This window comes from Enterobacter sp. 22499, assembly GCF_052044815.1.
In the GTDB taxonomy this organism is placed as follows: domain Bacteria; phylum Pseudomonadota; class Gammaproteobacteria; order Enterobacterales; family Enterobacteriaceae; genus Enterobacter; species Enterobacter bugandensis.
Window position 1 is genome coordinate 119,161 of the sequence record NZ_JBQENR010000007.1, and the last position, 23,521, is coordinate 142,681.

At 55.2% G+C, this 23,521-nt stretch carries 22 protein-coding genes, 1 tRNA gene and 1 pseudogene; 11 read left to right on the forward strand and 13 right to left on the reverse strand.

Translation table 11 applies throughout. The features are described from left to right. Nucleotides 1–3 precede the first annotated feature (3 nt). Nucleotides 4–459 (forward strand): hypothetical protein, encoded by a 456-nt coding sequence (locus ACTJI7_RS18560; protein ID WP_048960249.1) that lies wholly within the window; start codon nucleotides 4–6, stop codon nucleotides 457–459. A gap of 38 nt (nucleotides 460–497) precedes the next feature. On the opposite strand, the gene ACTJI7_RS18565 is transcribed toward ACTJI7_RS18560, so the two are convergent. Both ACTJI7_RS18565 and ACTJI7_RS18570 read right to left on the reverse strand, forming a co-directional pair. After that, entirely contained in the window at nucleotides 498–1,586 is a 1,089-nt protein-coding gene (locus ACTJI7_RS18565) for an AAA family ATPase (RefSeq protein ID WP_048960250.1), read from the reverse strand. Then, complete coding sequence (locus ACTJI7_RS18570; protein ID WP_044597397.1) at nucleotides 1,579–2,475, reverse strand: LysR substrate-binding domain-containing protein; 897 nt, start codon at nucleotides 2,473–2,475, stop codon at nucleotides 1,579–1,581. Before ACTJI7_RS18570 ends, ACTJI7_RS18565 begins: the two co-directional genes overlap by 8 nt. A gap of 130 nt (nucleotides 2,476–2,605) precedes the next feature. Here ACTJI7_RS18570 and ACTJI7_RS18575 point away from each other — a divergent pair, with 130 nt between their 5' ends. The 3 genes from ACTJI7_RS18575 to ACTJI7_RS18585 are packed head-to-tail and all read left to right on the forward strand — an operon-like array spanning nucleotide 2,606 to nucleotide 4,908. After that, nucleotides 2,606–3,616 (forward strand): aldo/keto reductase, encoded by a 1,011-nt coding sequence (locus ACTJI7_RS18575; protein WP_192979463.1) that lies wholly within the window; start codon nucleotides 2,606–2,608, stop codon nucleotides 3,614–3,616. A 45-nt stretch (nucleotides 3,617–3,661) separates the two neighbouring features. Then, on the forward strand, nucleotides 3,662–4,459 hold the full coding sequence (locus ACTJI7_RS18580) for an SDR family NAD(P)-dependent oxidoreductase (protein ID WP_192979466.1): 798 nt from the start codon (nucleotides 3,662–3,664) through the stop codon (nucleotides 4,457–4,459). A gap of 32 nt (nucleotides 4,460–4,491) precedes the next feature. Then, nucleotides 4,492–4,908, forward strand: a complete 417-nt coding sequence (locus ACTJI7_RS18585) for an SRPBCC family protein (protein ID WP_048960253.1) — start codon at nucleotides 4,492–4,494, stop codon at nucleotides 4,906–4,908. Nucleotides 4,909–5,049: 141 nt separating this feature from the next. Here ACTJI7_RS18585 and ACTJI7_RS18590 read toward each other — a convergent pair whose 3' ends face one another. The 3 genes from ACTJI7_RS18590 to ACTJI7_RS18600 all read right to left on the reverse strand — a co-directional run bounded on the left by ACTJI7_RS18590 (nucleotide 5,050) and on the right by ACTJI7_RS18600 (nucleotide 7,347). Further along, on the reverse strand, nucleotides 5,050–6,009 hold the full coding sequence (locus ACTJI7_RS18590) for a YbgA family protein (RefSeq protein WP_041911685.1): 960 nt from the start codon (nucleotides 6,007–6,009) through the stop codon (nucleotides 5,050–5,052). Nucleotides 6,010–6,111: 102 nt separating this feature from the next. Beyond that, nucleotides 6,112–6,522, reverse strand: coding sequence for a hydroxyisourate hydrolase (gene uraH, locus ACTJI7_RS18595; RefSeq protein WP_069733374.1), 411 nt, complete (start codon nucleotides 6,520–6,522; stop codon nucleotides 6,112–6,114). A gap of 99 nt (nucleotides 6,523–6,621) precedes the next feature. Continuing rightward, nucleotides 6,622–7,347, reverse strand: a complete 726-nt coding sequence (locus tag ACTJI7_RS18600; RefSeq protein WP_028014996.1) for a MerR family transcriptional regulator — start codon at nucleotides 7,345–7,347, stop codon at nucleotides 6,622–6,624. 117 nt (nucleotides 7,348–7,464) lie between these two features. On the opposite strand from ACTJI7_RS18600, the gene ACTJI7_RS18605 reads away from it, so the two are divergent. From ACTJI7_RS18605 to ACTJI7_RS18615, 3 genes and pseudogenes are all read left to right on the forward strand, one after another. Further along, nucleotides 7,465–7,989, forward strand: a complete 525-nt coding sequence (locus ACTJI7_RS18605; protein ID WP_324660419.1) for a lipocalin family protein — start codon at nucleotides 7,465–7,467, stop codon at nucleotides 7,987–7,989. Nucleotides 7,990–8,103: 114 nt separating this feature from the next. Continuing rightward, nucleotides 8,104–8,217, forward strand: a pseudogene (locus tag ACTJI7_RS18610) (class I SAM-dependent methyltransferase); the annotation flags it as partial. A gap of 31 nt (nucleotides 8,218–8,248) precedes the next feature. Continuing rightward, the gene (locus ACTJI7_RS18615; protein ID WP_440670550.1) at nucleotides 8,249–8,704 is read left to right on the forward strand and encodes an acetyltransferase; all 456 of its coding nucleotides are present in this window, start codon (nucleotides 8,249–8,251) and stop codon (nucleotides 8,702–8,704) included. Here the strand turns inward: ACTJI7_RS18615 and ACTJI7_RS18620 are convergent. Together ACTJI7_RS18620 and ACTJI7_RS18625 are read right to left on the reverse strand one after the other, a co-directional pair. Continuing rightward, nucleotides 8,694–9,722 (reverse strand): virulence RhuM family protein, encoded by a 1,029-nt coding sequence (locus ACTJI7_RS18620; RefSeq protein ID WP_440670552.1) that lies wholly within the window; start codon nucleotides 9,720–9,722, stop codon nucleotides 8,694–8,696. The two genes, ACTJI7_RS18615 and ACTJI7_RS18620, sit on opposite strands and share 11 nt — an antisense overlap. Before the next feature lie 58 nt (nucleotides 9,723–9,780). After that, nucleotides 9,781–10,122 carry a SymE family type I addiction module toxin gene (locus tag ACTJI7_RS18625; RefSeq protein WP_440670554.1) on the reverse strand — a complete coding sequence of 114 codons (342 nt, stop codon included), beginning with the start codon at nucleotides 10,120–10,122 and terminating at the stop codon, nucleotides 9,781–9,783. A 125-nt stretch (nucleotides 10,123–10,247) separates the two neighbouring features. On the opposite strand from ACTJI7_RS18625, the gene ACTJI7_RS18630 reads away from it, so the two are divergent. Further along, nucleotides 10,248–10,439: a toxin-antitoxin system HicB family antitoxin gene (locus tag ACTJI7_RS18630; RefSeq protein WP_064489764.1), complete on the forward strand. Its 192-nt coding sequence runs from the start codon at nucleotides 10,248–10,250 to the stop codon at nucleotides 10,437–10,439. 1 nt (nucleotide 10,440) lies between these two features. Here the strand turns inward: ACTJI7_RS18630 and ACTJI7_RS18635 are convergent, their stop codons facing one another. The 3 genes from ACTJI7_RS18635 to ACTJI7_RS18645 form a co-directional block, all read right to left on the reverse strand. Beyond that, entirely contained in the window at nucleotides 10,441–11,469 is a 1,029-nt protein-coding gene (locus ACTJI7_RS18635; protein WP_193037605.1) for a DUF262 domain-containing protein, read from the reverse strand. Continuing rightward, a complete protein-coding gene (locus ACTJI7_RS18640; protein ID WP_440670557.1) occupies nucleotides 11,469–12,521 on the reverse strand; it encodes a hypothetical protein in 1,053 nt (350 codons plus the stop codon). Before ACTJI7_RS18640 ends, ACTJI7_RS18635 begins: the two co-directional genes overlap by 1 nt. Nucleotides 12,522–12,592: 71 nt before the next feature. Continuing rightward, a tRNA-Sec gene (locus ACTJI7_RS18645) sits at nucleotides 12,593–12,687 on the reverse strand. A gap of 289 nt (nucleotides 12,688–12,976) precedes the next feature. On the opposite strand from ACTJI7_RS18645, the gene ACTJI7_RS18650 reads away from it, so the two are divergent. After that, nucleotides 12,977–14,368 (forward strand): glycoside-pentoside-hexuronide family transporter, encoded by a 1,392-nt coding sequence (locus tag ACTJI7_RS18650; protein WP_150145118.1) that lies wholly within the window; start codon nucleotides 12,977–12,979, stop codon nucleotides 14,366–14,368. Between the two features lie 12 nt (nucleotides 14,369–14,380). Continuing rightward, nucleotides 14,381–16,699: an alpha-xylosidase gene (yicI, locus tag ACTJI7_RS18655; RefSeq protein ID WP_440670559.1), complete on the forward strand. Its 2,319-nt coding sequence runs from the start codon at nucleotides 14,381–14,383 to the stop codon at nucleotides 16,697–16,699. Between the two features lie 110 nt (nucleotides 16,700–16,809). Here yicI and ACTJI7_RS18660 read toward each other — a convergent pair whose 3' ends face one another. Both ACTJI7_RS18660 and xanP read right to left on the reverse strand, forming a co-directional pair. Further along, a complete protein-coding gene (locus ACTJI7_RS18660) occupies nucleotides 16,810–18,498 on the reverse strand; it encodes an AsmA family protein (RefSeq protein WP_248223748.1) in 1,689 nt (562 codons plus the stop codon). 119 nt (nucleotides 18,499–18,617) lie between these two features. Beyond that, nucleotides 18,618–20,009 (reverse strand): xanthine/proton symporter XanP, encoded by a 1,392-nt coding sequence (gene xanP, locus ACTJI7_RS18665; protein WP_014881972.1) that lies wholly within the window; start codon nucleotides 20,007–20,009, stop codon nucleotides 18,618–18,620. 225 nt (nucleotides 20,010–20,234) lie between these two features. Here xanP and gltS point away from each other — a divergent pair, with 225 nt between their 5' ends. Next, complete coding sequence (gltS, locus tag ACTJI7_RS18670) at nucleotides 20,235–21,437, forward strand: sodium/glutamate symporter (RefSeq protein ID WP_047366905.1); 1,203 nt, start codon at nucleotides 20,235–20,237, stop codon at nucleotides 21,435–21,437. A gap of 2 nt (nucleotides 21,438–21,439) precedes the next feature. Here gltS and recG read toward each other — a convergent pair whose 3' ends face one another. Beyond that, nucleotides 21,440–23,521 (reverse strand): ATP-dependent DNA helicase RecG, encoded by a 2,082-nt coding sequence (gene recG, locus ACTJI7_RS18675; RefSeq protein WP_048958508.1) that lies wholly within the window; start codon nucleotides 23,519–23,521, stop codon nucleotides 21,440–21,442.

A 23,521-nucleotide genomic window follows, 5' to 3' on the forward strand; every position in this document is an offset into this window, starting at 1 on the left:
TAAATGATTTATCTGCTCTTAGGAATTGCGCTGTTCGCATTTTTCGTTGGAACGGTCGTGTTTTTTCGTTTTAGTAAAGTGACAGGAAGAAGCGTCCAGTCACCGTTTACCCCGATGTTTTTCTTTGACGCGCTATTTTTTGGTCTGGGTAGTAAGCGAGACATGAACATCGCGGCATGTTCATTTATCGTCTTTCTAGTCAGTATCTGGGGATTAACTTATTTAAAATTAAGCACTCATTTTTGGGGCAGTCGCGAAAGTTATTTTGGTTTTGCGATCGCCGGGATTTTATTTCTGATTATGCATTGTCGCTATTGTGCAAAAAATGTCGTTATCAGAAATGATGGCCTGGCTCCCATGAGAGAGTTGATTAATCTCCGGCGGTCCGGCCTCATCAGCCCTTTTTTATGGTTAAGCCGGGCCGGATATCTGGGGTTCTTTATTGGCATGATTCGCTGAAGCGAGATGCGGAAAAACAGTCTCCGTACTCCTGGAGACTACCCCAGCCTCTCCACCCTCGTCTCCCCCTCCGCCATCGATAGCTGATACAGCGAAAACGATCTGTGCTTCTCAATCAACGTCGCCAGCTCCGGCGAGTGGCTGGTGAGCCAGATCTGCGAGTAGCGACTGGCCTCGGCGATTAAGCTCGCCAGGGCGGGCAGCATCTGTGGGTGCAGGCTGTTTTCCGGTTCGTTCAATGCGATAAATGCTGGCGGGCGCGGGCTTAACAGCGCCACCGCCAGGCACAGAAAGCGCAGGGTGCCGTCGGAGAACTCCGCCGGTTCCAGCGGCCTGCTCAGCCCCTCGCGCTGCATCATCATGCGAAAACGTCCACCGCTGTTGTCGCTGTAAAACACGCAGCCGGGGAAGGCCTGGTCAAGGATGCGCATCAGCAGCAGCTCGTCGCCAATCTCCACGATAGTCTGAAACGCCGCAGCCAGGTTGGCACCGTCGCTGGCCAGCACCGGGGAGCGGAAACCGACCTGCGGAGCGCGCATCGCCGAGCCGATTGATACAGAAAACTCATGATAAAAGCGCCAGTTACGCAGGGACTCGCGCATCTGCGACACTTCCGGGTAAAGGTGCGGTTCGCCAAGCTGCCCGAATACCGATTCGTTCTCGTACAGCGTGCCGCTGTGGGTCACCTTCTCGTGATGCACGTTGTTCAGAAACACGGCCTGATTCCTGCGCTTCATCAGCTGTGACGACGGTCGACGGTGCTGGCCGCTCAGCCAGATGGACTCCTCTTTGATCACCGGGTCGAGCTGAAACTGTGAGGGATACGGCAGCTTCTCCACAAACCCGACCTGCAGCTCGTATTCGTAGGTCTCAGTTTCTACCGCCAGATTCATCCGCCGCAGCTGGTCGCTGCGGGTTTTGCCTGCCCAGAACACCTTCAGAATGCCGCCCTCGTTCGCCAGCGCCTGGGAAAACTGCCCTTGCGCGGCGCTGTGCATCAGGTATATCGCCTTGTAAATATTGGATTTACCGGTACCGTTCGGCCCGAAGACTATATTGAGCTGCTCCAGCTCCAGCGACATCTCGCGGATGGAGCGGTAGTTTTGAATGTGCAGGGTGTTAATCATTTTTGTTCCCACGCAAAATTTCCCTGAAATGCGTGACCAGTGGACGCTGGTTGGCCTTATGCCACGCCGCCCACAGTTGAGTTGAGTAAGGCATCCACGTTAGTTCGCGCAGTATCACCCCTTCCGGTGCGTTATGACGCAGGCTGTGCTGGATGAGCGCCAGTCCAAGCCCGGCGGCCACAAGCCCCAGTGCCGTTAGCGGTTCACCCGCCTCCAGACGAATGGTCGGGTTAAATCCAGCCTTCACGCAGGCGGCAACAAACTCGTCGCGGGAGTGAGCATCATCGTTGTGAATGACGGCAATCCACTCCTGATCCGCCAGTTGCGCGGGCAAAAGGACTTCTTCCTGAGCCAGAGGGTGATGTTGCGGCAATGCCAGCAGCATTTTGTCATCCAGCACCTGAATATATTCCAGGTCTTGCTCGCTTTCCGCAGGTGGCGTGTCGACCAGTGAAAAGTCGAGGCTGCGCTGACGCAACCCTTCGATCTGCGTGGCGGGTGGTTGGCTGTAAAGGGCTATATGAACGTCCGGGCGGGACTGGCGCAGTGTGCGTAAGGCGGTAGAGAGCACACCGGAGTGCATCGCGTTTTCAATATAGCCGATACACAACCCCCCATCCTCACCGCGGCCTAAGCGCTTTCCGAGGGACTCCAGACGGTTCGCGTGGGTCAGCAGGGAGCGGGTCTCAGCGAGGAAAGTTTGCCCGTCGGCGGTTAAACGTATGCGCTGCTGGTTGCGTTCAAAAAGCATCAAACCGAGGCGTTCTTCAAGCTGGGCAATCTGGCGGCTCAGCGGAGACTGAGAGATATGCAAACGCTCGGCGGCACGGCCAACGTGCTCCTCTTCTGCCACCACCACGAAATATTTCAGCTGTCGTAAATCAATCATGTCAGACCTCAAAGGACTCAAGTTAGACGAATTATGTCCTATCAAGTCATAACCTCGCAAGGTATTGTGATCAGCGTCACAGGGCGACAGCGAAATCGCCCGACCTGAACCCAAAAACTGAGGACATCTTATGAGTATCAAAAATCTGTTACCTGCAAACATCGGCCTGGGCGGCGCACCGCTGGGCAACATGTTCCGCAACATTCCTGAGGATGAAGCATTGGCCACCGTACACGACGCCTGGAAACTGGGCGTGCGTTACTTCGACACCGCACCGCTTTATGGCTCTGGCCTTTCCGAACTGCGCATGGGTGAAGCGCTGTCTCAGTATCCTCGCGACGAGTATGTGCTGAGCACCAAAGTAGGCCGCATCATGCTCGACGAGATGGAAGATCCCGCGACCCGTGATTTTGGTGAGAAAGGCGGTCTGTTTGAACACGGTCTGAAAAACAAAATTCTCAATGATTACTCCGCTGATGCCACGCTGCGCTCTATTGAGGATAGCCTGAAACGACTGAAAACTGACCGTCTGGATATCGTCTGGATCCACGATCCAGCGCAGGATTTCTACGGTGACAGCTGGCTGGAACAGTTTAATGTGGCGCGTACCGGTGCGTTCCGTGCCCTGACTCGCCTGCGAGAAGAGGGCGTCATTAAAGCATGGGGTCTGGGCGTAAACCGCGTCGAGCCGTGCGAGCTGACGCTGGCGCTGGATGAGCCTAAGCCCGATGCCTTCCTTCTGGCGGGCCGTTACTCTCTGCTCGACCATAAACGCGCCTTACAGCGTCTGATGCCAGAGGCGCTGGAGCACAATGTCGATATCGTGATCGGCGGTCCCTACAGCTCAGGCGTGCTGGCCGGAGGGGAGCACTTCGAATATCAAAAAGCCTCTCCGGCTATTCATGAGCAGGTGGCACGTATTCAGGCTGTTGCCGCGCAGTTCAACGTGGATGTAAAAGCTGCGGCACTGCAGTTTGCGCTGGCGAATCCGGCCGTCGCCGCCGTGATCCCTGGCTCCAGCCGCCCTGGCCGTATGGCTGAGGATTTGGCTGCGCTAAAAACCACCATTCCAGCGGCATTCTGGGAAGAGATGCGCCGTCAGGGTCTGGTTGCTGAGAATGCACCGCTGCCCGTTCGTTAATCACCGCGGGGTCGTCAGGCCCCCAATAATTACATGAGAAATATGATGAAACTGGATCTTACCGACAAAATTGCGGTGGTGAGCGGCTCTACGTCCGGCATCGGGCTCGGCATTGCCGACGGGCTGGCACAAGCGGGAGCCACCGTCGTGGTGGTTGGCCGTCAGGAAACCAGCGTGGCCACAGCGATTGCCAGCATTAAAGCAAAAAATCCAGCCGCGCTGCTGCGTGGTGTGGTGGCTGACCTTAGCACCGAACAGGGTGTTGCCGCACTGATCGCCGCCGTGTCTGTCGCCGATGTGCTGGTAAATAACCTTGGCATATTTAACGACAAAGACTTCTTCACCGTGCCGGACGACGAGTGGATGCATTTCTACAACGTCAACGTTCTGTCCGGCGTCCGCCTGGCGCGGCACTATGCGACAGCCATGGCAGAGCAGGGATGGGGACGCATTATTTTCGTGTCGTCCGAATCTGGCGTGGCCATTCCCGGTGACATGATCAACTACGGCGTCACCAAAGCCGCTAACCTGGCGGTTTCGCATGGACTGGCAAAACGGCTGGCGGGCACAGGCGTCACCGTGAATGCGATTCTGCCCGGTCCGACATTTACTGATGGCCTGAAAACGATGCTGGCCGAGGCTGCCGAAAAATCAGGCCGTAACGCACGTGAACAGGCCGATGAGTTTGTCCGCAGCGCGCGCCCCAGCTCGATTATTCAGCGCGCCGCGGATGTGGAAGAGGTGGCAAACCTCGCCGTTTATCTGGCATCACCGCTCTCTTCCGCGACCACGGGTGCTGCCCTGCGTGTGGATGGCGGTGTTGTCGACACCCTCGCAATGTAATCCTACATTACTGATATTAAGAGAGAATAATCATGGCTAATACAACAGTATCTATTGAAATTCCGGCATCTGCCGAAACGGTGTGGCAACTGATGGGGGGCTTTGATGCCCTGCCAGACTGGCTACCGTTCATTCCAGAAAGCGTCTCCTCTGAAGGCGGGCGCGTACGTTCGCTGACCACGGCTGATGGTGGCACCGTGATTGAACGTCTGGAAGCGTTTGATAACCGCCAGCGCAGCTACAGCTACTCGATTATGAAAGCGCCCTTCCCGGTGGTGGATTATCTTTCCACCATTACGGTACATGAAACGGCCGACAGCAACGTCTCACGCGTAGAGTGGTACGGTGAATTCACGCCGGTAAATGTTTCTGACGCAGAGGCCCAGGCCCTGTTCAGCGGGATTTACCAGGATGGGCTGGAAGCGTTGAAAAAGAATTTTGTCGCATAATCCTCAGAGCGCCGTTTTACGGCGCTTTTTTTTGCCGATCGTATGGGTTAAGCGCAAAAAAGAGACGACAGTGAGGATGTCGTCTAAACGGGGTACTGCTTTGGGCCTCTATGGGTCAATGGGGCCTTCGCATTTTTTTCATCACTTGACTGCCAGACGCAGACCCAAATCATCAGGATAGGGATCAAAGTAGTTTTGCGTCATCAGATACCGGTCGGGGTATTCGGCCAGGTAGTGCTTCAGCAGCGTGATCGGGGCGAGGATAGGCAACTGTCCGTTGCGATAGTGCAGGATCACATCGCGCAGCTCGCCGCGCTGGCGGGTGTTGAGTTGGTTACGGAAATAGCCCTGAATATGCATCAGCACGTTGGTGTGATTCTTCCGCGAGGCGGGTTTTTTCAGGATGGTCATCAGCTTTTCCCGGTACGCCACGAAGAAGGCGTCCAGGTCTTCCCACTCGTGCAGCGAGGCAACGAACGGGCCGATTTCACGGTAGCCCGCCTGGTGGTGCGCCAGCAGTTGAAGCTTATAGCGGCTGTGGAAGTCCAGCAGCGCGCGGCGGGTCAGGCCATTTTTACGTAGCGTGTTGAGTTCGTGCAGCGCAAAAACGCGCTCGACGAAGTTTTCCCGCAGCACCGGGTCGTGCAGGCGTCCATCCTCTTCAACGGGCAGCCACGGCAAGGTTTCAAGGAGGGCGGCGGTGAACAGCCCGACCCCCTCCTTGCGGCCCCGGTTGCCGTTTTCATCGTACAGCCGCACGCGTTCCATGCCGCAGCTTGGGGATTTTGCACAGACAACAAAGCCTGCGAGGTCGCCGATTTTCGGCAAATAATCTGCCGCAAAGTCGGCCATTTTCTGCGTAACGTCTTCGTGAGGCGCGTGGCTGAAGCGCATCTGCGTTTCACCGTCTGTCGTGACGATCAGACGCAGCGCCGGGCGAGGCGTCGGCAGGCCGATGGCCATCTCCGGGCAGACGGGCCTGAAATTCACCCACTGGGCCAGCTCATCCATGATGAAGCCCATGCGCTTATGTCCGCCGTCAAAGCGAACGGCGGATCCAGTCAAACATCCGCTAATACCGAGCACAGGTTTCGTTGTCATGGTGTAGTCCTCCCGTTCATATAACTAAAACTTACACAACATGACTAATTTGTCCAAGTATTCGCGGAACTATTTTTTATAATCCTTTAAAATCAATGCCTCTTAACTGCCCTTGTAGGTCGAGTAGCCGTACTGGCTAAGCAGAAGTGGGATGTGCAGCTTCTCGTTGGTGCGGGTCACGGTAAACAGCACCGGGATCTCCGGGAAGAAGGTATCCAGCTTTTTGCCGTGGAAATACTCTGCGGTTTTAAAGGTTACTTTGTACACGCCAGGCTGCATGTCCTGATCCTGCGGATAGAGCGATTTGATACGGCCATCGTGGTCGGTTTTGCCGCTGGCAATCGGGGTCCATTTGTCCTGCTGCTGCTTCTCCAGCGTAACGGTAACGTCTGATGGCGGCATTCCGGTTTGCTGGTCAAGAATGTGGACGCTTAGCGTGCCGGCAGGGGCGCTAAAGGCGGCAGGGGCGAAGGCCATCGAGGCCAGGATCAGCAGAGGGGCAGTTTTTTTCATGGTGTTTTCCTGTTGAGTTATTCGTCACAGGAAAACGTTAGCATCTGCGGCGCGGGAAAATATTCAACTTTTCGTGAAGATTCCCGCAGGAGAAAATTATCAGAGGATAATCACTTCAAGCGATACCTGCTGCTGCCACTGCTCCACCTGCTTTTTCCGCCCGGCGGTGAGCTTGCCGCTGGTGACCAGCAGCCATTTCCGCTCCGGGAAAATCTCCGGTGCCAGCGCGTCAGGGGGAACCGGCAGGATGTCGATGCGGTGGCCCTGCCCGGTGCGCGTTAGGGCTTCGAGCCAGATCTCGCATGGGTCGTTCAGGTGCCAGCCGCTGAGCAGAATATTGTCGCCCGGCGCTTTTTTATCGCCTTCGAGGCAAAACGAGGTGTAGGCGATGATGATGCCGTCGAGGATCGCGCGCAGGGTCATGGCAGCGGCGACGTTAGCCGAGACCTGGCTGCGCAGCGGACGCAGTACGTTCGCGACCAGTTCCGGCCTTGGGTACTCGCGTCCGGCGTCGTAAATCATCTGGCGCAGGGACTCGACTTTGCCGTCCTGCAGGCGTTGCAGCATGCTCTGCTGCAGCGTTTGCCAGTTGTTGGTCCGCCCCGGCGTCGGGCGCTCCAGCAGCGGTTTGACCTGGCCAATCGGGACGCCTTTTTTTACCCAGTCGAGGATTTTGAGCGCCTGCTGGACGTCCTCATCGCTGTACTGGCGGTGTCCGCCTTCCGTGCGCTGTGGCTTGAGTAAACCGTAGCGACGCTGCCACGCCCGCAGGGTGGTGGCGGTGATGCCGCTGAGTCTGGCGAATTCGCCGATGGAGTAAGCCATGTCCGTGTCCAGGGTGGAGGAATACTCTCAATATACTACGAATTTTCCCGAACGGGATGAAGCGCCGAAACGGTGCACTACACTTAACTTCCAACCGTGCAAATGAAAGGAATTCTCATGAAGCTATGGCCTGTTGTGACCGGTGTTGCGATTGCCCTGACGCTGGTCGCCTGTAAATCCCCCACGCCGCCGAAAGGCGTGCAGCCTATTACCAACTTTGAAGCCAGCCGCTATCTCGGCAAATGGTACGAAGTCGCCCGTCTGGAAAACCGCTTTGAACGCGGTCTGGAACAGGTGACGGCGACCTACGGCGAGCGCAGCGACGGCGGCATCAGCGTGCTTAACCGGGGTTTTGATCCGGTGAAGAACAAGTGGAGCGAGAGCGAGGGGAAAGCTTACTTTACCGGCGAGCCGACCACCGCCGCGCTGAAGGTATCGTTCTTCGGCCCGTTCTACGGCGGGTATAACGTGATCAGGCTGGACGATAAGTACCAGTACGCGCTGGTGAGCGGCCCGAACCGCGACTATCTGTGGATCCTGTCACGCACGCCGACCATCCCGGATGCGGTGAAGCAGGATTACCTGAACACCGCGCGCAGTCTGGGCTTCCAGGTTGATCAGCTGGTATGGGTGAAGCAGTAAAAATCGTGCTTTCTTCCAGGGGGCATTACTGGCTCGCCTGGATAGACTTCCGTTAAAAGCCCAACGGAGAAAGACGACATGAACGGGCGAGCGGAGCTGCCATCCCGGTGGGGAGCGTTACAGCAGCTACAGGATATTCACCTTGCGGCAGGCGTGCCGATGGAAAACGTCACCGTGGTGGTACCGAGGGATGGGGTGATGGGGAACAGATCGCAAAGAGTGGATTGAAATAGTTCGGTTTTCTAATCATGATCTCCCCATGAAAATAGAAACCGCACTCCCAAGACACTTTGAACGTCTGGTCGCGATCTGGGAATCTTCCGTTCGCGCCACCCATCACTTTTTACAAGAAAGCGATATTGCGGCGCTGCGCCCGTTATTGCTTAACGCCTATCTGCCTAACCTAAAGGTCGTGATAGCTCGCGATGACGCAGGCGTTATTCACGGCTTTTTGGGCGTGGATGAAAACCGCATTGAAATGTTGTTTGTTGACGACGCGAGCCGCGGGAAGGGCGTTGGAAAATTGCTGCTGCAACACGCCATCGCCGAGTTTGGCGTAAACGAAGTGGACGTGAATGAGCAGAACCCGCAGGGTGTCGCATTTTATCGACATATGGGGTTTGAGCAGCTCGGACGCTCGGAACTGGACGGGCAGGGGAATCCGTTTCCGTTGTTGCATATGAAGCTGAGCAGAGATACCGGGATTAGCGCTTAGCCTGTTTATCCCATTTTAATAAGCCGACGATATCTTTCTCACCTTCGGCTTCTTTCAGCAGGCGCTGCTTTTTTTCAAACTCAATGTATTCTGAGCACGCCTTCTCATCAGCTGCTTTCTTACTGATTTTGCCAGCTCCTTCTAAAACGTCCCGGTCATTAAATTGCAGGAACTGATCGAGTTTGGTTTGCCAGTCTCGTAAAAATACCTGCTTGCGACGTTTGGCCTGATCTTCGGCAAAATCGAGCCACATATTAACGACGCGATTAAGCTCGCTGACCTCATCCTGAGACAGATAATTTTTTGCCGTGGTGACATCGCTTTTACGGACTTCTTCGCCCTTATAGCTGGTCAACCCCATATGCGGTTGAGTGGCGTCCGCACGTTGGTGAATCAACTCAGCAGCGGTAAGACCCGTGCAGGCAAAATGCAGTTTATTTTGGATTGTCTGGAAGAATTGCGTGGTTTCTTTGAGTGATGGCTGATAGTCAGCGGCTAGCGCAAAAATCTCCCTCACGCGAAGATAGACCCGGCGTTCACTGGCCCGTATGTCGCGAATGCGTTCCAGCATTTCATCGAAATAGTCAGGCACGGCGGAGGAACCCACAGGCGGGTTTTCCAGACGCTCGTCGTCCATAACGAAGCCTTTAACCAGATATTCCTGCAGCGTTTGGGTGGCCCACTGGCGGAACTGTGTACCTCGTGCGGAGCGGACGCGATAGCCGATGGCAAGAATGACGGGCAGGCTAAAGTATTGAACGTTATATACTTTACCATCGCTGGCAGTTGTTCGGTAAAATCGAACAACTGAATTTTCGACCAGCTCACCCTCATCAAAAATATTCTTGATATGCCCGCTGATCGTAGCTTTGGCTTTGCCGTATAACTCACAGATCGTGGCCTGTGAGAGCCACAACGTATCGCTTTCGAAGCGGCATTCAATGCGAACTTTTCCATCCTTGCTGGCAAACATGACGAACTCACCGGCTGGTGAATTCATTAATTCTTCATATGTCATGCTGCCTCCGCGTTATAAGGTTGATGCCGGTAAGCTCGTAGTATGCCAGAAACAGCCGCTAAGCCAGGTGGTTTGTATTTGATTTTGCGAGGCGCTTTCCATGATGCTGAGTTTGGATCGCCGCAAGCGCGTCCTCTATCTCAATCAGCTTTGCCTTCGTCCGTTTATAATCGTCCTGCAACCGCTGCTCCTGCTCGTTATACGCCACCAGAACGATGCACCCTTTCATGACCTTTACCGTGACCTGTTGTCCGGTATCAAAACCTGCTGTGCGCAGCCACTTGCCGGAAAGGATGATTTTCGGCGTGGATTTGTCGAAAACATTCGGGCGGTATCCCACAATTAATGAACGCTCGGTTCCGGATTGGTCTGTGTCTGGGGTAGAATGCGCATCAGCCATAATCAACTCCTTGATAGTTGGTGTGGTTAGACGCTCCGGTTGTGTTCCCGCACTTCGGAGCGTTGCTAATACAGGAGGATTAGGTGGCCTCCTATGTGAGTCAGAGTAGATGGATAGGTGGCCTCATGTCAATCATATCGCGCGAAAAAAAACCAAAAGGCGGCGGGCAGTCTCCGCAGTTTAAGATGCGTATTGATCCGGCACTGAAGGAGCAGTTGGATGCTGTGGCGGCTGAAGAAGGGGTGAGCCTCGCCAGTTGGTTGAAGGAACTGGCGAGGGAGGCGTTAAGAGCAAAAAACATTGAACCTCAGGGGTAAACTAATTATCTAAAAGACTGATTAGCACCTCTATTCGTTTGTTCCTTTGTGATTTGCTTTTTGTACTTGAACTCATTGTTTTGCGGTATTCTTTTCGCAATTCTTCATTATCATTATTACCTTTGTCCCACAGACTATCAAGAAATCTTTTAAGAACATCTGAAGCGTATTCAACAGGTATACCATTTTGATGACAGTGAATTACGTAATTAAAGAACCCATAAAGATGGCTTACGCCATTAGCTTTATAAGCCTTGAAGTCGATATTCATTTCTTGCAAATAGGAAGTAACATTTATAAATTCCTGTAAGGCCGGAATATATAAATCCTGATCCTGAGGGCAATATTTCTCATACAGTTCATCTATGATATCTTGTGTTGCTCCAAATACCTGGTTTTCAAGAAGGGTAAAAACAAGTTCAGAGATAAATTCTTTATCTTCCATCCTTTTTTTATCTACATGGTTTAATGTTTTCTGCCAAAAAGGTATTTGAGACAATTCGACAACGCTTTGATAGAAATTTGTTTGGTGATATTTGGCGTTTCTAAGTTCTTGACCATTTAAACGTTCTCCATTTCGATTTAAACGATCAAAAATGCTGTCAATTATTTTTTCATCTTCAGTATCAATATATTCTATCGGCATTTGATAGCGCCAAAATAGTTTCTTGATTTCAGCATATTTTTCATTGCCAAGATCTTCAAATGATACTCCAGTTAACTCATCATCATTTTCCTCACTTGCAGAAATAATAATTCCTTTGATAAAGTTAACAATTGCAGTTAAACGCTGTTTACCATCTACAACTTCGAATGTTATTCTTCCAGTATCATCATCAATTTTCTGATGCAAAAATATGGGTGGTATAGGATAATTTCTAAGAATTGAATCAATGAAGAAAGATTGTTTCTCTTCATCCCAAACGCTATCTCTTTGATATGGAGGGTCAAAGTTGAACTTATTAAGAGAATAACCTTCCCAGAAAGAGGCAATATTTATGCTATTGGAATCTCGCTTCAAAATATCCATTAGACTAACTCCTTCAAAATATCGGAGGATGAGTGATGTATATAACTATTAAAAACCATACCTAAAATAGCGCTTAACCCTTCAACATTACCCGGGTTAATCATTCTTACATTTACATCGCTATTTAACTCTCGGATTATTTCATCAATTTCAGCCCGATCAACATGCCAGTATGATATCCCGCATATGAAGAAATCATCTTTTTCTTTAAATTTGCTTATGGAGCCTTTTAAGTGGGATTTTATTGAGTTAGCCCAGTTTTGAGCATATCGATGGGCTTCACCTGCTGGGGGTATTATCGGGATTAGAGGCATGTATAAGCTTAAGTTATCATATTTAATTTGAAACTTTGATATATCACCGTTGTTCAATGAAAGTTCTGTCTGAATATTATAGTTATCTTTAGGCATGTAGCCTTCATAGATAAAGCTAATTGAACCATGTGGTTTATAAATTTTAAACTTCGCATCATTTTCTTGAATTCCAGGTATTGAGAATCGGATGTTAAGTTGATCTAAAATTCTTTCGAGAAAAATATCATAATTATAAGTTATGATCTCGACTGATTCTATGGTTGGGTCTTTATCGAGTTTTGTAAGATAATCACGCCATCCCCATGGGATGTTTCGGAGTGTCTCGTCATTAATCAACGAATTATAATATATAAACAACTCCCTTAAATATGCTACCAATTCTTGGTAGGCATATATGTATATATTAGATAATGGGCTGGGATTTGATTGATTTTTCTTTTTTAAAGTTTCTGACGGAAGAGTTGCATATAAATTGATTACTGTAATCAATTCCTCTATTATTTCGTATGAAGCTTTTTGATTTAATCCCGGCCTTGCACCTAAACGCCAAAGGTTTGGACAATACCTTGCAGACAGAAATCCCGGCTCTCCAGTTGCGGGCCATTTGACAAGGTCACCATATTTGAAAAGATCTGATGGATCAATGTTGGAAGAACTATTTATTCTATGTATTAAATCAATAGTGAAACCATTTCCAAGCATTATTCCTATTTTTTTATTTCTCTGAGTATCCAACATTCCATTCCTTTAGTTAGAAAAAAATGATGTTAACTGCTGTCGAATAATGAAAGCGTATAGAGTAAGACTTTTGGCGGAAGATCACAGGAGTCGAACCTGCCCGGGAACGCTGGCGCCCCCAACTGGATTTGAAGTCCAGCCACCTCACCGGAGATGACGATCTTCCGCGCCTGCATTGCTACATGGAGGCGGGGCGCATTATAGCTACTTTCAGGCATTTACCACATACCCCACACCACTTTTTTCACCTCTCTTTTGACCTGTACCCCCCTGTTTCAGCTAATTCCTAAGAAAATCCTCAGGTTAGCCTTTTGTGCTCTCCAACATTTATCGCGATCACAAAAAACAAGAAACGTAATCTGCTAACCAGAAAACGCAATACCCGCCGTTGAAACAATGGTTTAAAACCAATGCAACCGGTCTCAGCGCCCCCTACAGCGTGAAGGATAAAAAAGATGAGCGAAGTATTGTCAGTAAAAGAGAAGATTGGCTACGGCATGGGTGACGCCGCCAGCCACATCATTTTTGATAACGTCATGCTTTATATGATGTTTTTCTACACCGATATTTTCGGCATTCCCGCCGGGTTTGTCGGCACCATGTTCCTGCTGGCGCGCGCGCTGGATGCGATCTCCGACCCGTGTATGGGGCTGATTGCCGACCGCACCCGCAGCCGCTGGGGCAAGTTCCGCCCGTGGATTTTATTCGGTGCCATCCCGTTCGGCATCGTCTGCGTGCTGGCCTACACCACGCCGGACCTCAGCCTCAACGGCAAAATGGTTTACGCCGCCGTTACCTACACCCTGCTGACCCTGCTCTATACCGTGGTCAACATCCCGTACTGTGCGCTGGGCGGGGTAATCACCAGCGACCCGACGCAGCGTATCTCCCTTCAGTCCTGGCGCTTCGTGCTGGCGACGGCGGGTGGCATGCTCTCCACGGTGCTGATGATGCCGCTGGTGAAGCTGATTGGCGGAGAAGATAAGGCGTTCGGCTTCCAGGGCGGGATCGCCGTGCTGTCGGTGGTCGCGTTCCTGATGCTGGCGTTCTGCTTCTTCACCACCAAAGAGCGCATCCAGGTGCCGCCGAGCACCACCTCCATGCGGGAAGATCTGCGCGATATCTGGCAAAACGACCAGTGGCGCATCGTCGGCGTGCTCACCATCCTCAATATCCTCGCCGTCTGCGTGCGCGGCGGCGCGATGATGTACTACTGCACCTGGATCATGGGCTCGCCGGAAGTATTCGTTGCGTTCCTCACCACCTACTGCGTCGGCAACCTGATTGGCTCCGCGCTGGCGAAACCGCTCACCGACTGGAAGTGCAAGGTCAGCATCTTCTGGTGGACCAACGCCGCGCTGGCGGTGGTCAGCGTGGCGATGTTCTTCGTCCCGATGCACGCCACCGTGCTGATGTTCGTCTTTATCTTCGTTATCGGCGTGCTGCACCAACTGGTGACGCCAATCCAGTGGGTGATGATGTCCGATACCGTCGACTACGGGGAATGGACCAACGGCAAACGCCTGACCGGCATCAGCTTTGCGGGCACGCTGTTCGTGCTGAAGCTCGGCCTGGCGCTGGGCGGGGCGATGATCGGCTGGATGCTGGCAGGCGGCGGCTACGACGCGGCGGCCAAAACCCAGAACAGCGCGACCATCAGTATCATTATCGGCCTGTTTACGCTGGCGCCGGCGATCTGCTACGTGCTGAGCGCCATTATCGCCAAACGCTACTACACGCTGAAAACCCCCTTCCTGACCAAAATCCTGGGTGAGCTGGCGCAGGGCGCGCGCCGCAATCAGCAGGATTTTGAAAACCTGCCGGTCAGTAAAGAATTGCAGAACTAAGAGGACGAAAGCATGAAAATCAGTGATGGAAACTGGCTTATTCAACCGGGCCTGAACGTGACCTATCCGGTTCAGGTGTTCGACGTGGAGCAGCAGGGCAATGACATGGTGGTGTATGTTGCGCCGCGCGACGTGCGTGAGCGCACCTGGCAGCTCGACACGTTGATGTTCACGGTCCGCCTGTTTGCTCCACAGGAAGGGATTGTCGGGGTGCGCATCGAGCACTTCCAGGGCGCGCTGAACAGCGGCCCGCACTATCCGCTGAACGTTCTGAAAGACGTGAAGGTCGAGATTGAAAACAACGCCGAATTTGCCGAGCTGAAAAGCGGCAGCGTCAGCGTGCGCGTCACCAAAGGCGAGTTCTGGGCGCTGGATTTCCTGCGCAACGGCCAGCGCATTACCGGCAGCCAGCTGAAAAACAACGGCTACGTGCAGGACAGTAACACCGACCGTAATTACGTGTTCGAGCGTCTGGATCTGGGCGTAGGGGAAACAGTCTACGGCCTGGGCGAGCGCTTTACCGCGCTGGTGCGCAACGGCCAGACGGTCGAAACCTGGAACCGTGACGGCGGCACCAGCACCGAGCAGTCCTACAAAAATATCCCGTTCTACCTGACCAACCGCGGCTACGGCGTGCTGGTGAATCACCCGGAAAACGTCTCGTTTGAAGTCGGCTCCGAGAAGGTCTCTAAAGTGCAGTTCAGCGTGGAAGGGGAATATCTCGAGTATTTCGTGATCGACGGCCCGACATCAAAAGAGGTGCTGAACCGCTATACGCAGTTCACCGGGCGCCCGGCGCTGCCGCCGGCGTGGTCGTTCGGCCTGTGGCTGACCACGTCGTTCACCACCAACTACGACGAAGCCACGGTGAACAGCTTTATCGACGGCATGGCCGAGCGCGACCTGCCTCTGCACGTCTTCCACTTCGACTGCTTCTGGATGAAGGCTTTCCAGTGGTGCGACTTCGAGTGGGACCCGGTGACCTTCCCGGACCCGGAAGGGATGATCCGCCGCCTGAAAGAGAAAGGGCTGAAGGTCTGCGTGTGGATCAACCCGTATATCGGCCAGAAATCCCCGATTTTCCGCGAGCTGAAAGAGAAGGGCTATCTGCTCAAGCGTCCGGACGGCTCCCTGTGGCAGTGGGACAAATGGCAGCCGGGGCTGGCGATTTACGACTTCACCAATCCGGACGCATGCCGGTGGTATGCCGACAAGCTGAAAGGCCTGGTGGATATCGGCGTTGACTGCTTTAAGACCGACTTCGGCGAGCGTATCCCGACCGACGTGCAGTGGTTCGACGGTTCCGATCCGCAGAAGATGCACAACCACTACGCCTACATTTATAACGAACTGGTGTGGAACGTGCTGAAAGAGACCGTCGGCGAAGAGGAGGCGGTGCTGTTTGCCCGCTCGGCGTCCGTCGGAGCGCAACAGTTCCCGGTACACTGGGGCGGCGACTGCTACGCCAACTACGAGTCGATGGCGGAAAGCCTGCGCGGTGGGCTGTCGATTGGCCTGTCCGGCTTCGGGTTCTGGAGCCACGATATCGGCGGGTTCGAAAACACCGCTCCGGCGCACGTCTATAAACGCTGGTGCGCGTTCGGGCTGTTCTCCAGCCACAGCCGCCTGCACGGCAGCAAATCCTACCGCGTGCCGTGGGCGTACGATGACGAGTCCTGCGACGTGGTGCGTCACTTCACGCAGCTGAAGTGTCAGCTGATGCCGTACCTGTACCGTCAGGCGGCGCTGGCCCGCGAGTTCGGCACGCCGATGCTGCGTGCGATGATGCTGGAGTTCCCGGACGATCCGGCGTGCGATTACCTCGACCGTCAGTACATGCTGGGGGATTCCATGATGGTGGCGCCGGTGTTCTCCGAGGCGGGGGACGTGCAGTTCTACCTGCCGGAAGGCCGCTGGACCCACCTGTGGCACAACGACGAAATCCATGGCAGCCGCTGGCATAAGCAGCAGCACGATTTTATGAGTCTGCCGGTCTACGTGCGCGACAACACGCTGCTGGCGCTGGGTAACAATAACCAGAAGCCGGACTACGCGTGGAACGAGGGGACGGCCTTCCAGCTGTTTAACCTGGAGGATGGCGCAGCGGCGGTGAGCGAAGTGCCTGCGGCGGACGGTTCCGTGGCATTTACGCTGAAGGCATCGCGTCGGGGCGACATTGTGACCTTTAACGGCGCGGGTGACGCGAAAAACTGGTCGGTGTGCTTGCGCAACGTGCAGAAGGTGAGTGGCGTGAAAGGCGGCTCGTACGCGGGCAGCGAGTGGGGTGTGGTGGTGAAAGCGGAGGGGGATGAGGTGGTGGTTCAGCTCTGAGGTGGAAAATGCCCGGTGGCGCTTCGCTTACCGGGCCTAAGGTAATTATGCGCTCTGATGCCCTCACCCTGACCCTCTCCCTGTGGGAGAGGGAACAAACATCAAAAACTTTATTGCACAGGCGTTGAAACCACGCCGCCCGTCATCGTCTGCTCAACCTGCTGCTTATCCATATTCACCGCGCTCAGCTTCCCATTCACCGTCGGCTTCAGTGGGGCATTCGCCTGCACGCTGCCGCTGGCGGTCATCTGAATATTGCCGTCGCCCGTAATCGGTAACGCAGGCCAGCCCCACTGCTGCAGCACGTTGAGCGGTACGCCGCGCCCGTTCAGGCTCACGGTGGTTTGCCGCTGTGGCAGCTGTGACACGGTGGCGGTCGCCTCCAGGATCCCTTTCTCGGTAAAGGCGCTCAGGTCGCTAATGTTCACCGTGGCGGCGTTGGCATTCAGCGCCAGCGACGGACGGCGCACGTCGACGCGGTTAAAGGTCGCCGCCGCGCCGTTTAATGTTGCGCTGCCGCCCCAGACGCCCCACTGGCGATCTTTCGCCAGCTGCAGGTTTGCGCCGTAGCCGTCCAGGGAGGTGATCTGCCACGGGAAGGCGGGATCGATGTCGATCACCAGGTTGCGGCTCAGGCCAAATTTTTGCAGCGTGACGCTGTTCAGCCATTCCGGCAGCGGCTCCATCCACAGCGTTTTCCAGTTTTCAGGAAGGGTGTACTCCAGCCCGGCGATGGCAACATCGTCCAGAACCAGCGCTTTACCGTCGCGCAGCCAGTTGCCGGACGTGCGCACCATACCGCCTTCCCAGCGGGAGGTGAACTGACGCAGCGCTATGCCCTGCGGGGAAAACTCCGCATTCAGGATCGGGTCAAACAGATGCAGCGAGCCGAAGATAAACTCGCTGGCGTTCATGGACAGGCGACCTTCCTGGCTCTGCCAGTCGCCTTTGCTGAGAGTCAGGTTGCGCAGGCTTAAGTCGAGATCGGTCACCGCCCAGTCCGGGCCTTGCAGGCGGGCATCGGTGACCTCCAGACGGCCAATTTGCAGGGAGTGGATGGTAGCCAGCGGCGCGAAGAACGCCTTCAGCGTTTTGTCGCTCTGCAGGCGGATCTCGTTCAGGCGCATGGTGTCGATTATCCAGCTTCCGTCAGCATTACGCAGGGCGGAGCCGGTGAGCGAGCCACGGGCCATATCGGCACCAATGGTGTTCAGCACCACCTCCTTGCCGTTCAACTGGCCGTCGATTAGCACGTTGGTGGCTGGTACGCCGTTCAGGGTCAGCGAGCCGGCGCTCATCTGGATCTTCGCGTTTTTACCCAGCACGTTCCCGGCTTCTGGCTGCCATGGGCTGACGCCGCCCGTGACCTTCTGTGCGCTCAGATCCCATTCAGTATTCGGGCTATTAAAGGCCATGTTGTTCAGCTGCAGACGATCGGCCTGGAAGGGCAGCGGCGCTGTTTGAGGCGAGAGATTCAGCGTGCCGTCGAACAGGGTGATAGTGCCCATGTGCAGCGGAGCAGTGATCTGACGGCTGCTCAGGCCAATATCGACTTTTTTGGCAACTAATGTGGCGGGTTTACCGTCCCGCCCAAAGGTGACATTTTCCAGAATGAGGTGGGAAGGCGATGAAAAGCGGTGATTCATCTTGTCGAAACTGAGTTCGTAGTCGGTATTCACCGTAATCCAGCTGCTGACTTGCGCCGCGCCCCAACGGGTCTGCAGCAAAATATAGAGCGCCAGCAGCACAATAAGCAGGGCTACCAGAAGATAGACGAGTAGCTTTCCAATAAATTTCATGGTCTTCCATCCCGCGAAACGAACATAAGGGAGTTATGCACGATTTATGCGCAATGCTCAAGGCGGGAATGGTGTAATTAGATGTCACGGCAGGCATTGACCGCCTGCCGTGAGGGAGATCAGTTCTTCTCAGGCGGGAAAACGAGGTTCAGCACGATAGCGGTGATACCGCCCGCGGCAATGCCGGAAGAGAGCAGGTTTTTAACCCAGTCCGGCGCAAACTGCAGGATCAGCGGCTGCTGGGAAACACCCAGACCAACGGCCAGCGACAGCGCGATAATCATGATCGCGCGACGGTTCAGCGGCTCGCGGGAGACGATACGCACGCCGGAGGCCGCGATAGTCCCAAACATCACCAGCGTTGCGCCGCCCAGCACCGGCTCAGGAATGTGCTGCACAAAGCCGCTCACCGCCGGGAACAGGCCGAGGACGATCAGCATCAGCGCCACCACGAAACCAACGTAGCGGCTGGCCACGCCGGTCAGCTGGATCACACCGTTGTTCTGGCCGAAGCAGGAGTTCGGGAAGGTATTAAATACCGCAGAGACAAACGAGTTCAGGCCGTTCGCCAGTACGCCGCCTTTCAGACGCTTCATGTACAGCGGGCCGGAAACCGGCTGCTCAGAGACGTCGGAGGTAGCGGTGATATCACCGATGGTCTCCAGAGAAGTAATCATAAACACCAGCATCAGCGGCAGGAGCAGACCCCAGTCTATGCCCAGGCCGTAATAAAGCGGCGTTGGGACGGTGATCAGCGCGCTGTTGGTCGGCGCGGTGTTCTCCGGCAGCATCCCCAGCGCCCACGCCAGCAGATAGCCCGCTGCCATGGCGATCACCAGCGAGGCCACGCGCAGGTAAGGGTTACGCTGACGGTTAAGCAGAATGATGATCGCCAGCACCACGCCCGCCAGCAGCAGGTTTTTCGGCGCGCCGAAGGTGTGGTCGCTCATTGCCGCGTAGCCGCCACCGATGGAGGTGAGGCCCACCTGAATCAGCGACAGGCCGATAATCATCACCACCACGCCGGAAACCAGCGGGGTGATTACACGGCGAGCCAGGTGCAGCACGCGGGAGATGACCATCTCCGTGCAGCTTGCCAGCATTAGGGTGCCGAACAGCGCCGCCATCATGGTCGGAACATCCGCACCGCCGGTTTTCAGCGCCGTACCGCCCATGATCAGCGGCGCCACGAAGTTAAAGCTGGTGCCCTGAATCGACAGTAGCCCAGACCCCACCGGGCCCCAGGCTTTAATTTGAATAATGGAGGCCACGCCGGAGGCGAACAGAGACATACTGATAATGTGCTGCGTGTCCTGCGCCGGTAAACCGAGTGCCTGGCAAATCAGCAGCGCCGGGGTGATCACCGCAACAAACATCGCCAGAAGATGCTGGCAGGCGGCAAAAAGCGTCTGCGGCAGCGGCGGTCGGTCTTCAAGGCGGTAAATCAGTTCGCTATTTTGCTTCTGCGCAATCGGTTGCGCATCTGGCGATTCTATGGTGTTAACGGACATCGGCGGCAATCCCACGGTGGAAAAGCGGGCATTTTATCTGACCACCTGGTAAAAGCAAACGATTGCCAGCAAAAAAAAGGAAGAAAATCTGCCGCTGTGAGCAGGTTTTTTACAACCTATCGGAAAAAAAAATTACACTTTTTGCGCCGGGGGCTCATGACGAGCGCAAACCGGCCCAGGATAACGCCGCGTGTGTATGGAATACGCGCATAACAGGAGCCTTTTATGATTCATCTCGATACGTTGTCGACCCTTGTTGCCGCAACGCTGGTTCTTCTGCTTGGTCGCAAGCTGGTCCACAGCGTTTCCTTTCTGAAAAAATACACTATTCCTGAACCTGTCGCTGGCGGTCTGCTGGTGGCGCTGGCCTTGCTGATACTGAAAAAAAGCATGGGCTGGGAAATTGATTTTGATATGTCCCTGAAAGACCCGCTGATGCTGGCTTTCTTTGCCACCATCGGCCTGAACGCCAACCTGGCGAGCCTGCGCTCGGGCGGTAAGGTGCTCGGCGTGTTTCTGATTGTGGTGGTGGGGCTGCTGCTGATGCAAAATGCGATTGGCATCGGTATGGCAACGCTGCTGGGGCTGGATCCGCTGATGGGGCTGCTGGCGGGGTCGATTACCCTTTCGGGCGGTCACGGCACCGGCGCGGCGTGGAGCAAGCTGTTCATCGAACGCTACGGTTTTGAAAACGCGACGGAAGTGGCGATGGCCTGCGCGACCTTTGGCCTGGTACTGGGTGGCCTGATTGGCGGCCCGGTAGCGCGTTATCTGGTGAAGCACTCCACCACGCCGAATGGCAGACCGGACGATGAAATGGTGCCGACCGCGTTTGAAAAACCGGACGTTGGACGCAGCATCACCTCGCTGGTGATGATTGAAACCATCGCGATGATTGCCATCTGCCTGACCGTGGGCAAAGTGGTTGCGCAATGGCTGGCGGGTACCGCGTTTGAACTGCCGACGTTTGTCTGCGTGCTGTTTATCGGGGTGATCCTGAGCAACGGTCTGGCGCTGATGGGCTTCTACCGCGTGTTTGAACGGGCGGTATCGGTGCTCGGCAACGTCTGCCTGTCGCTGTTCCTGGCGATGGCGCTGATGAGCCTGAAGCTGTGGGAGCTGGCCTCGCTGGCGCTGCCGATGGTGGCGATTCTGGCGGTGCAGGCGCTGTTTATGGCGCTGTATGCCATGTTCGTGACCTGGCGCATGATGGGGAAAAACTATGATGCGGCGGTGCTGGCGGCCGGTCACTGCGGGTTTGGTCTGGGGGCTACCCCTACGGCTATCGCCAACATGCAGGCGATCACTGAACGGTTCGGGCCATCGCATATGGCGTTTCTGGTGGTCCCGATGGTCGGCGCATTCTTCATTGATATCGTCAACGCGCTGGTGATCAAGCTGTACCTGATGCTGCCGATATTTGCCTGAGATCAGGCGTTGGAATACCGTTCGGTTTCCGGCATCCAGCGTTCAATTAACGCTGCCGCCTGTTCGGGGTAGCGTTCATGAATATGGCGCGCAAGGCGCTGAACTTCCGGGATCATGGCCTGATCGCGCAGTAAATCCGCCACTTTGAATTCAGCATTTCCCGTCTGGCGCGTGCCCAGTAGTTCGCCCGGGCCGCGTATCTCCAGATCTTTTTGCGCAATCACGAAGCCGTCGTTGCTGTCGCGCAGCACCTGCAGTCGCATCTGGGCGGTTTTTGAAAGCGGTGCTTTGTAAAGCAGCACGCAGTGAGACGCTACCGCGCCGCGGCCAACGCGCCCGCGCAGCTGGTGGAGCTGGGCAAGCCCCAGACGCTCCGGGTTTTCGATGATCATCAAACTGGAGTTGGGTACGTCAACGCCCACTTCGATGACCGTCGTCGCGACCAGCAAATGCAGTTCCCCCTGTTTGAAGGATTGCATCACCGCCTGCTTCTCGGCAGGCTTCATGCGGCCGTGAACCAGGCCAACGTTCAGCTCGGGCAGTGCCAGCTTGAGCTCTTCCCACGTCGCTTCGGCGGCCTGGGCTTCCAGCAGTTCAGACTCTTCAATCAGGGTACAGACCCAGTAGGCCTGGCGCCCTTCATGGGTGCAGGCGTTGCGCACGCGGTCAATGATGTCGCTGCGGCGCGTATCCGGTATGGCGACCGTCGTCACCGGCGTTCGGCCCGGCGGCAGTTCGTCGATGGTAGAGGTATCCAGATCGGCGTAGGCGGTCATCGCCAGGGTACGCGGGATCGGCGTGGCGGTCATGATCAGCTGATGCGGGTGGAAGCCCTGCTGCAGCCCTTTTTCCCACAGCGCCAGACGCTGATGCACGCCGAAGCGGTGCTGTTCATCGATAATCACCAGCGCGAGGCCGTTAAACTGCACCTGCTCCTGAAAGATAGCGTGTGTGCCGACAATCATCTGCACTTGGCCGCTGGCGATGGCTTCCTGCTGCGCAAGACGCGCTTTGCCTTTTTGCTTTCCGGCGAGCCAGCCCACCTCAATCCCGAGCGGTGCGAACCAGGCGCGGAAATTATTGGCGTGCTGCTCGGCCAGCAGCTCTGTCGGCGCCATCAGGGCGACCTGTTTGCCGTGGGCGATGGCGCGCAAGGCGGCCAGGGCGGCAACCAGCGTTTTACCTGAACCTACGTCGCCCTGCACCAGGCGCATCATCGGCACGTCGAGCGCCATATCGCGCTCAATCTCGGCGGTGACGCGCGCCTGCGCGCCGGTGGGCTTAAAGGGTAGCGAGGCCAGCAGCTTATCTTTGAGCACATCATTCGGGCTTAACGGCTGAGCGTGGAAACGCTGCGCGCCAGCGCGCAGCGCCAGCATACTCAGGTTATGCGCCAGTAATTCCTCAAGGATAAGACGCCGTTGGGCGGGGTGTTTACCGCTTTCTAAATCGCTGAGCTGCAGCGTTGGCGGCGGGCGGTGCAGGGTGCGCAGCGCCTCGGGCAGGCTCATCATCCCCTGAGCCAGTTCTGGCGGCAGCAGCTCGGTAATGGCGCAGGTATCGAGCAGTTCCAGGGCCTGATCGGTGAGCTTACGCAGCGTCGCCTGCTTAATGCCTTCGGTCGTCGGGTAAACCGGAGTGAGCGTCTCCTGCAGTTCCGGCGTGCTGAGATCGCCCTGCACGCGGTACTCCGGGTGGATCATCTCTGCGCCGTATTTCCCGCGTTTGGCTTCGCCATAGGCCAGCACTCTGCGGCCGGTCGCCAGGCTGTTCTTCATCGCCGCGCTGAAGTTGAAGAAACGCATGGTGAGGATGCCGGTGCCGTCGCTGATCTGGCAGGTCATCATCCGGCGTCCGCCGAAAGTGATGTTGCAGTTCAGGACTTCGCCTTCAACGGTGGCGTAAATGGCGGGAAGCAGATCGCCAATCTTGTAGAGTTGAGTGCGGTCTTCGTAACGCAGGGGGAGGTGAAGCAGGAGATCCTGCACGGTGTGCAGGCCAATTTTTGCCAGCTTATTGCTTTGCGCCGCGCCCACGCCCGTCAGGCTGTTGAGCGGGATAGCATCCAGCAGGCGGCCTTTCAT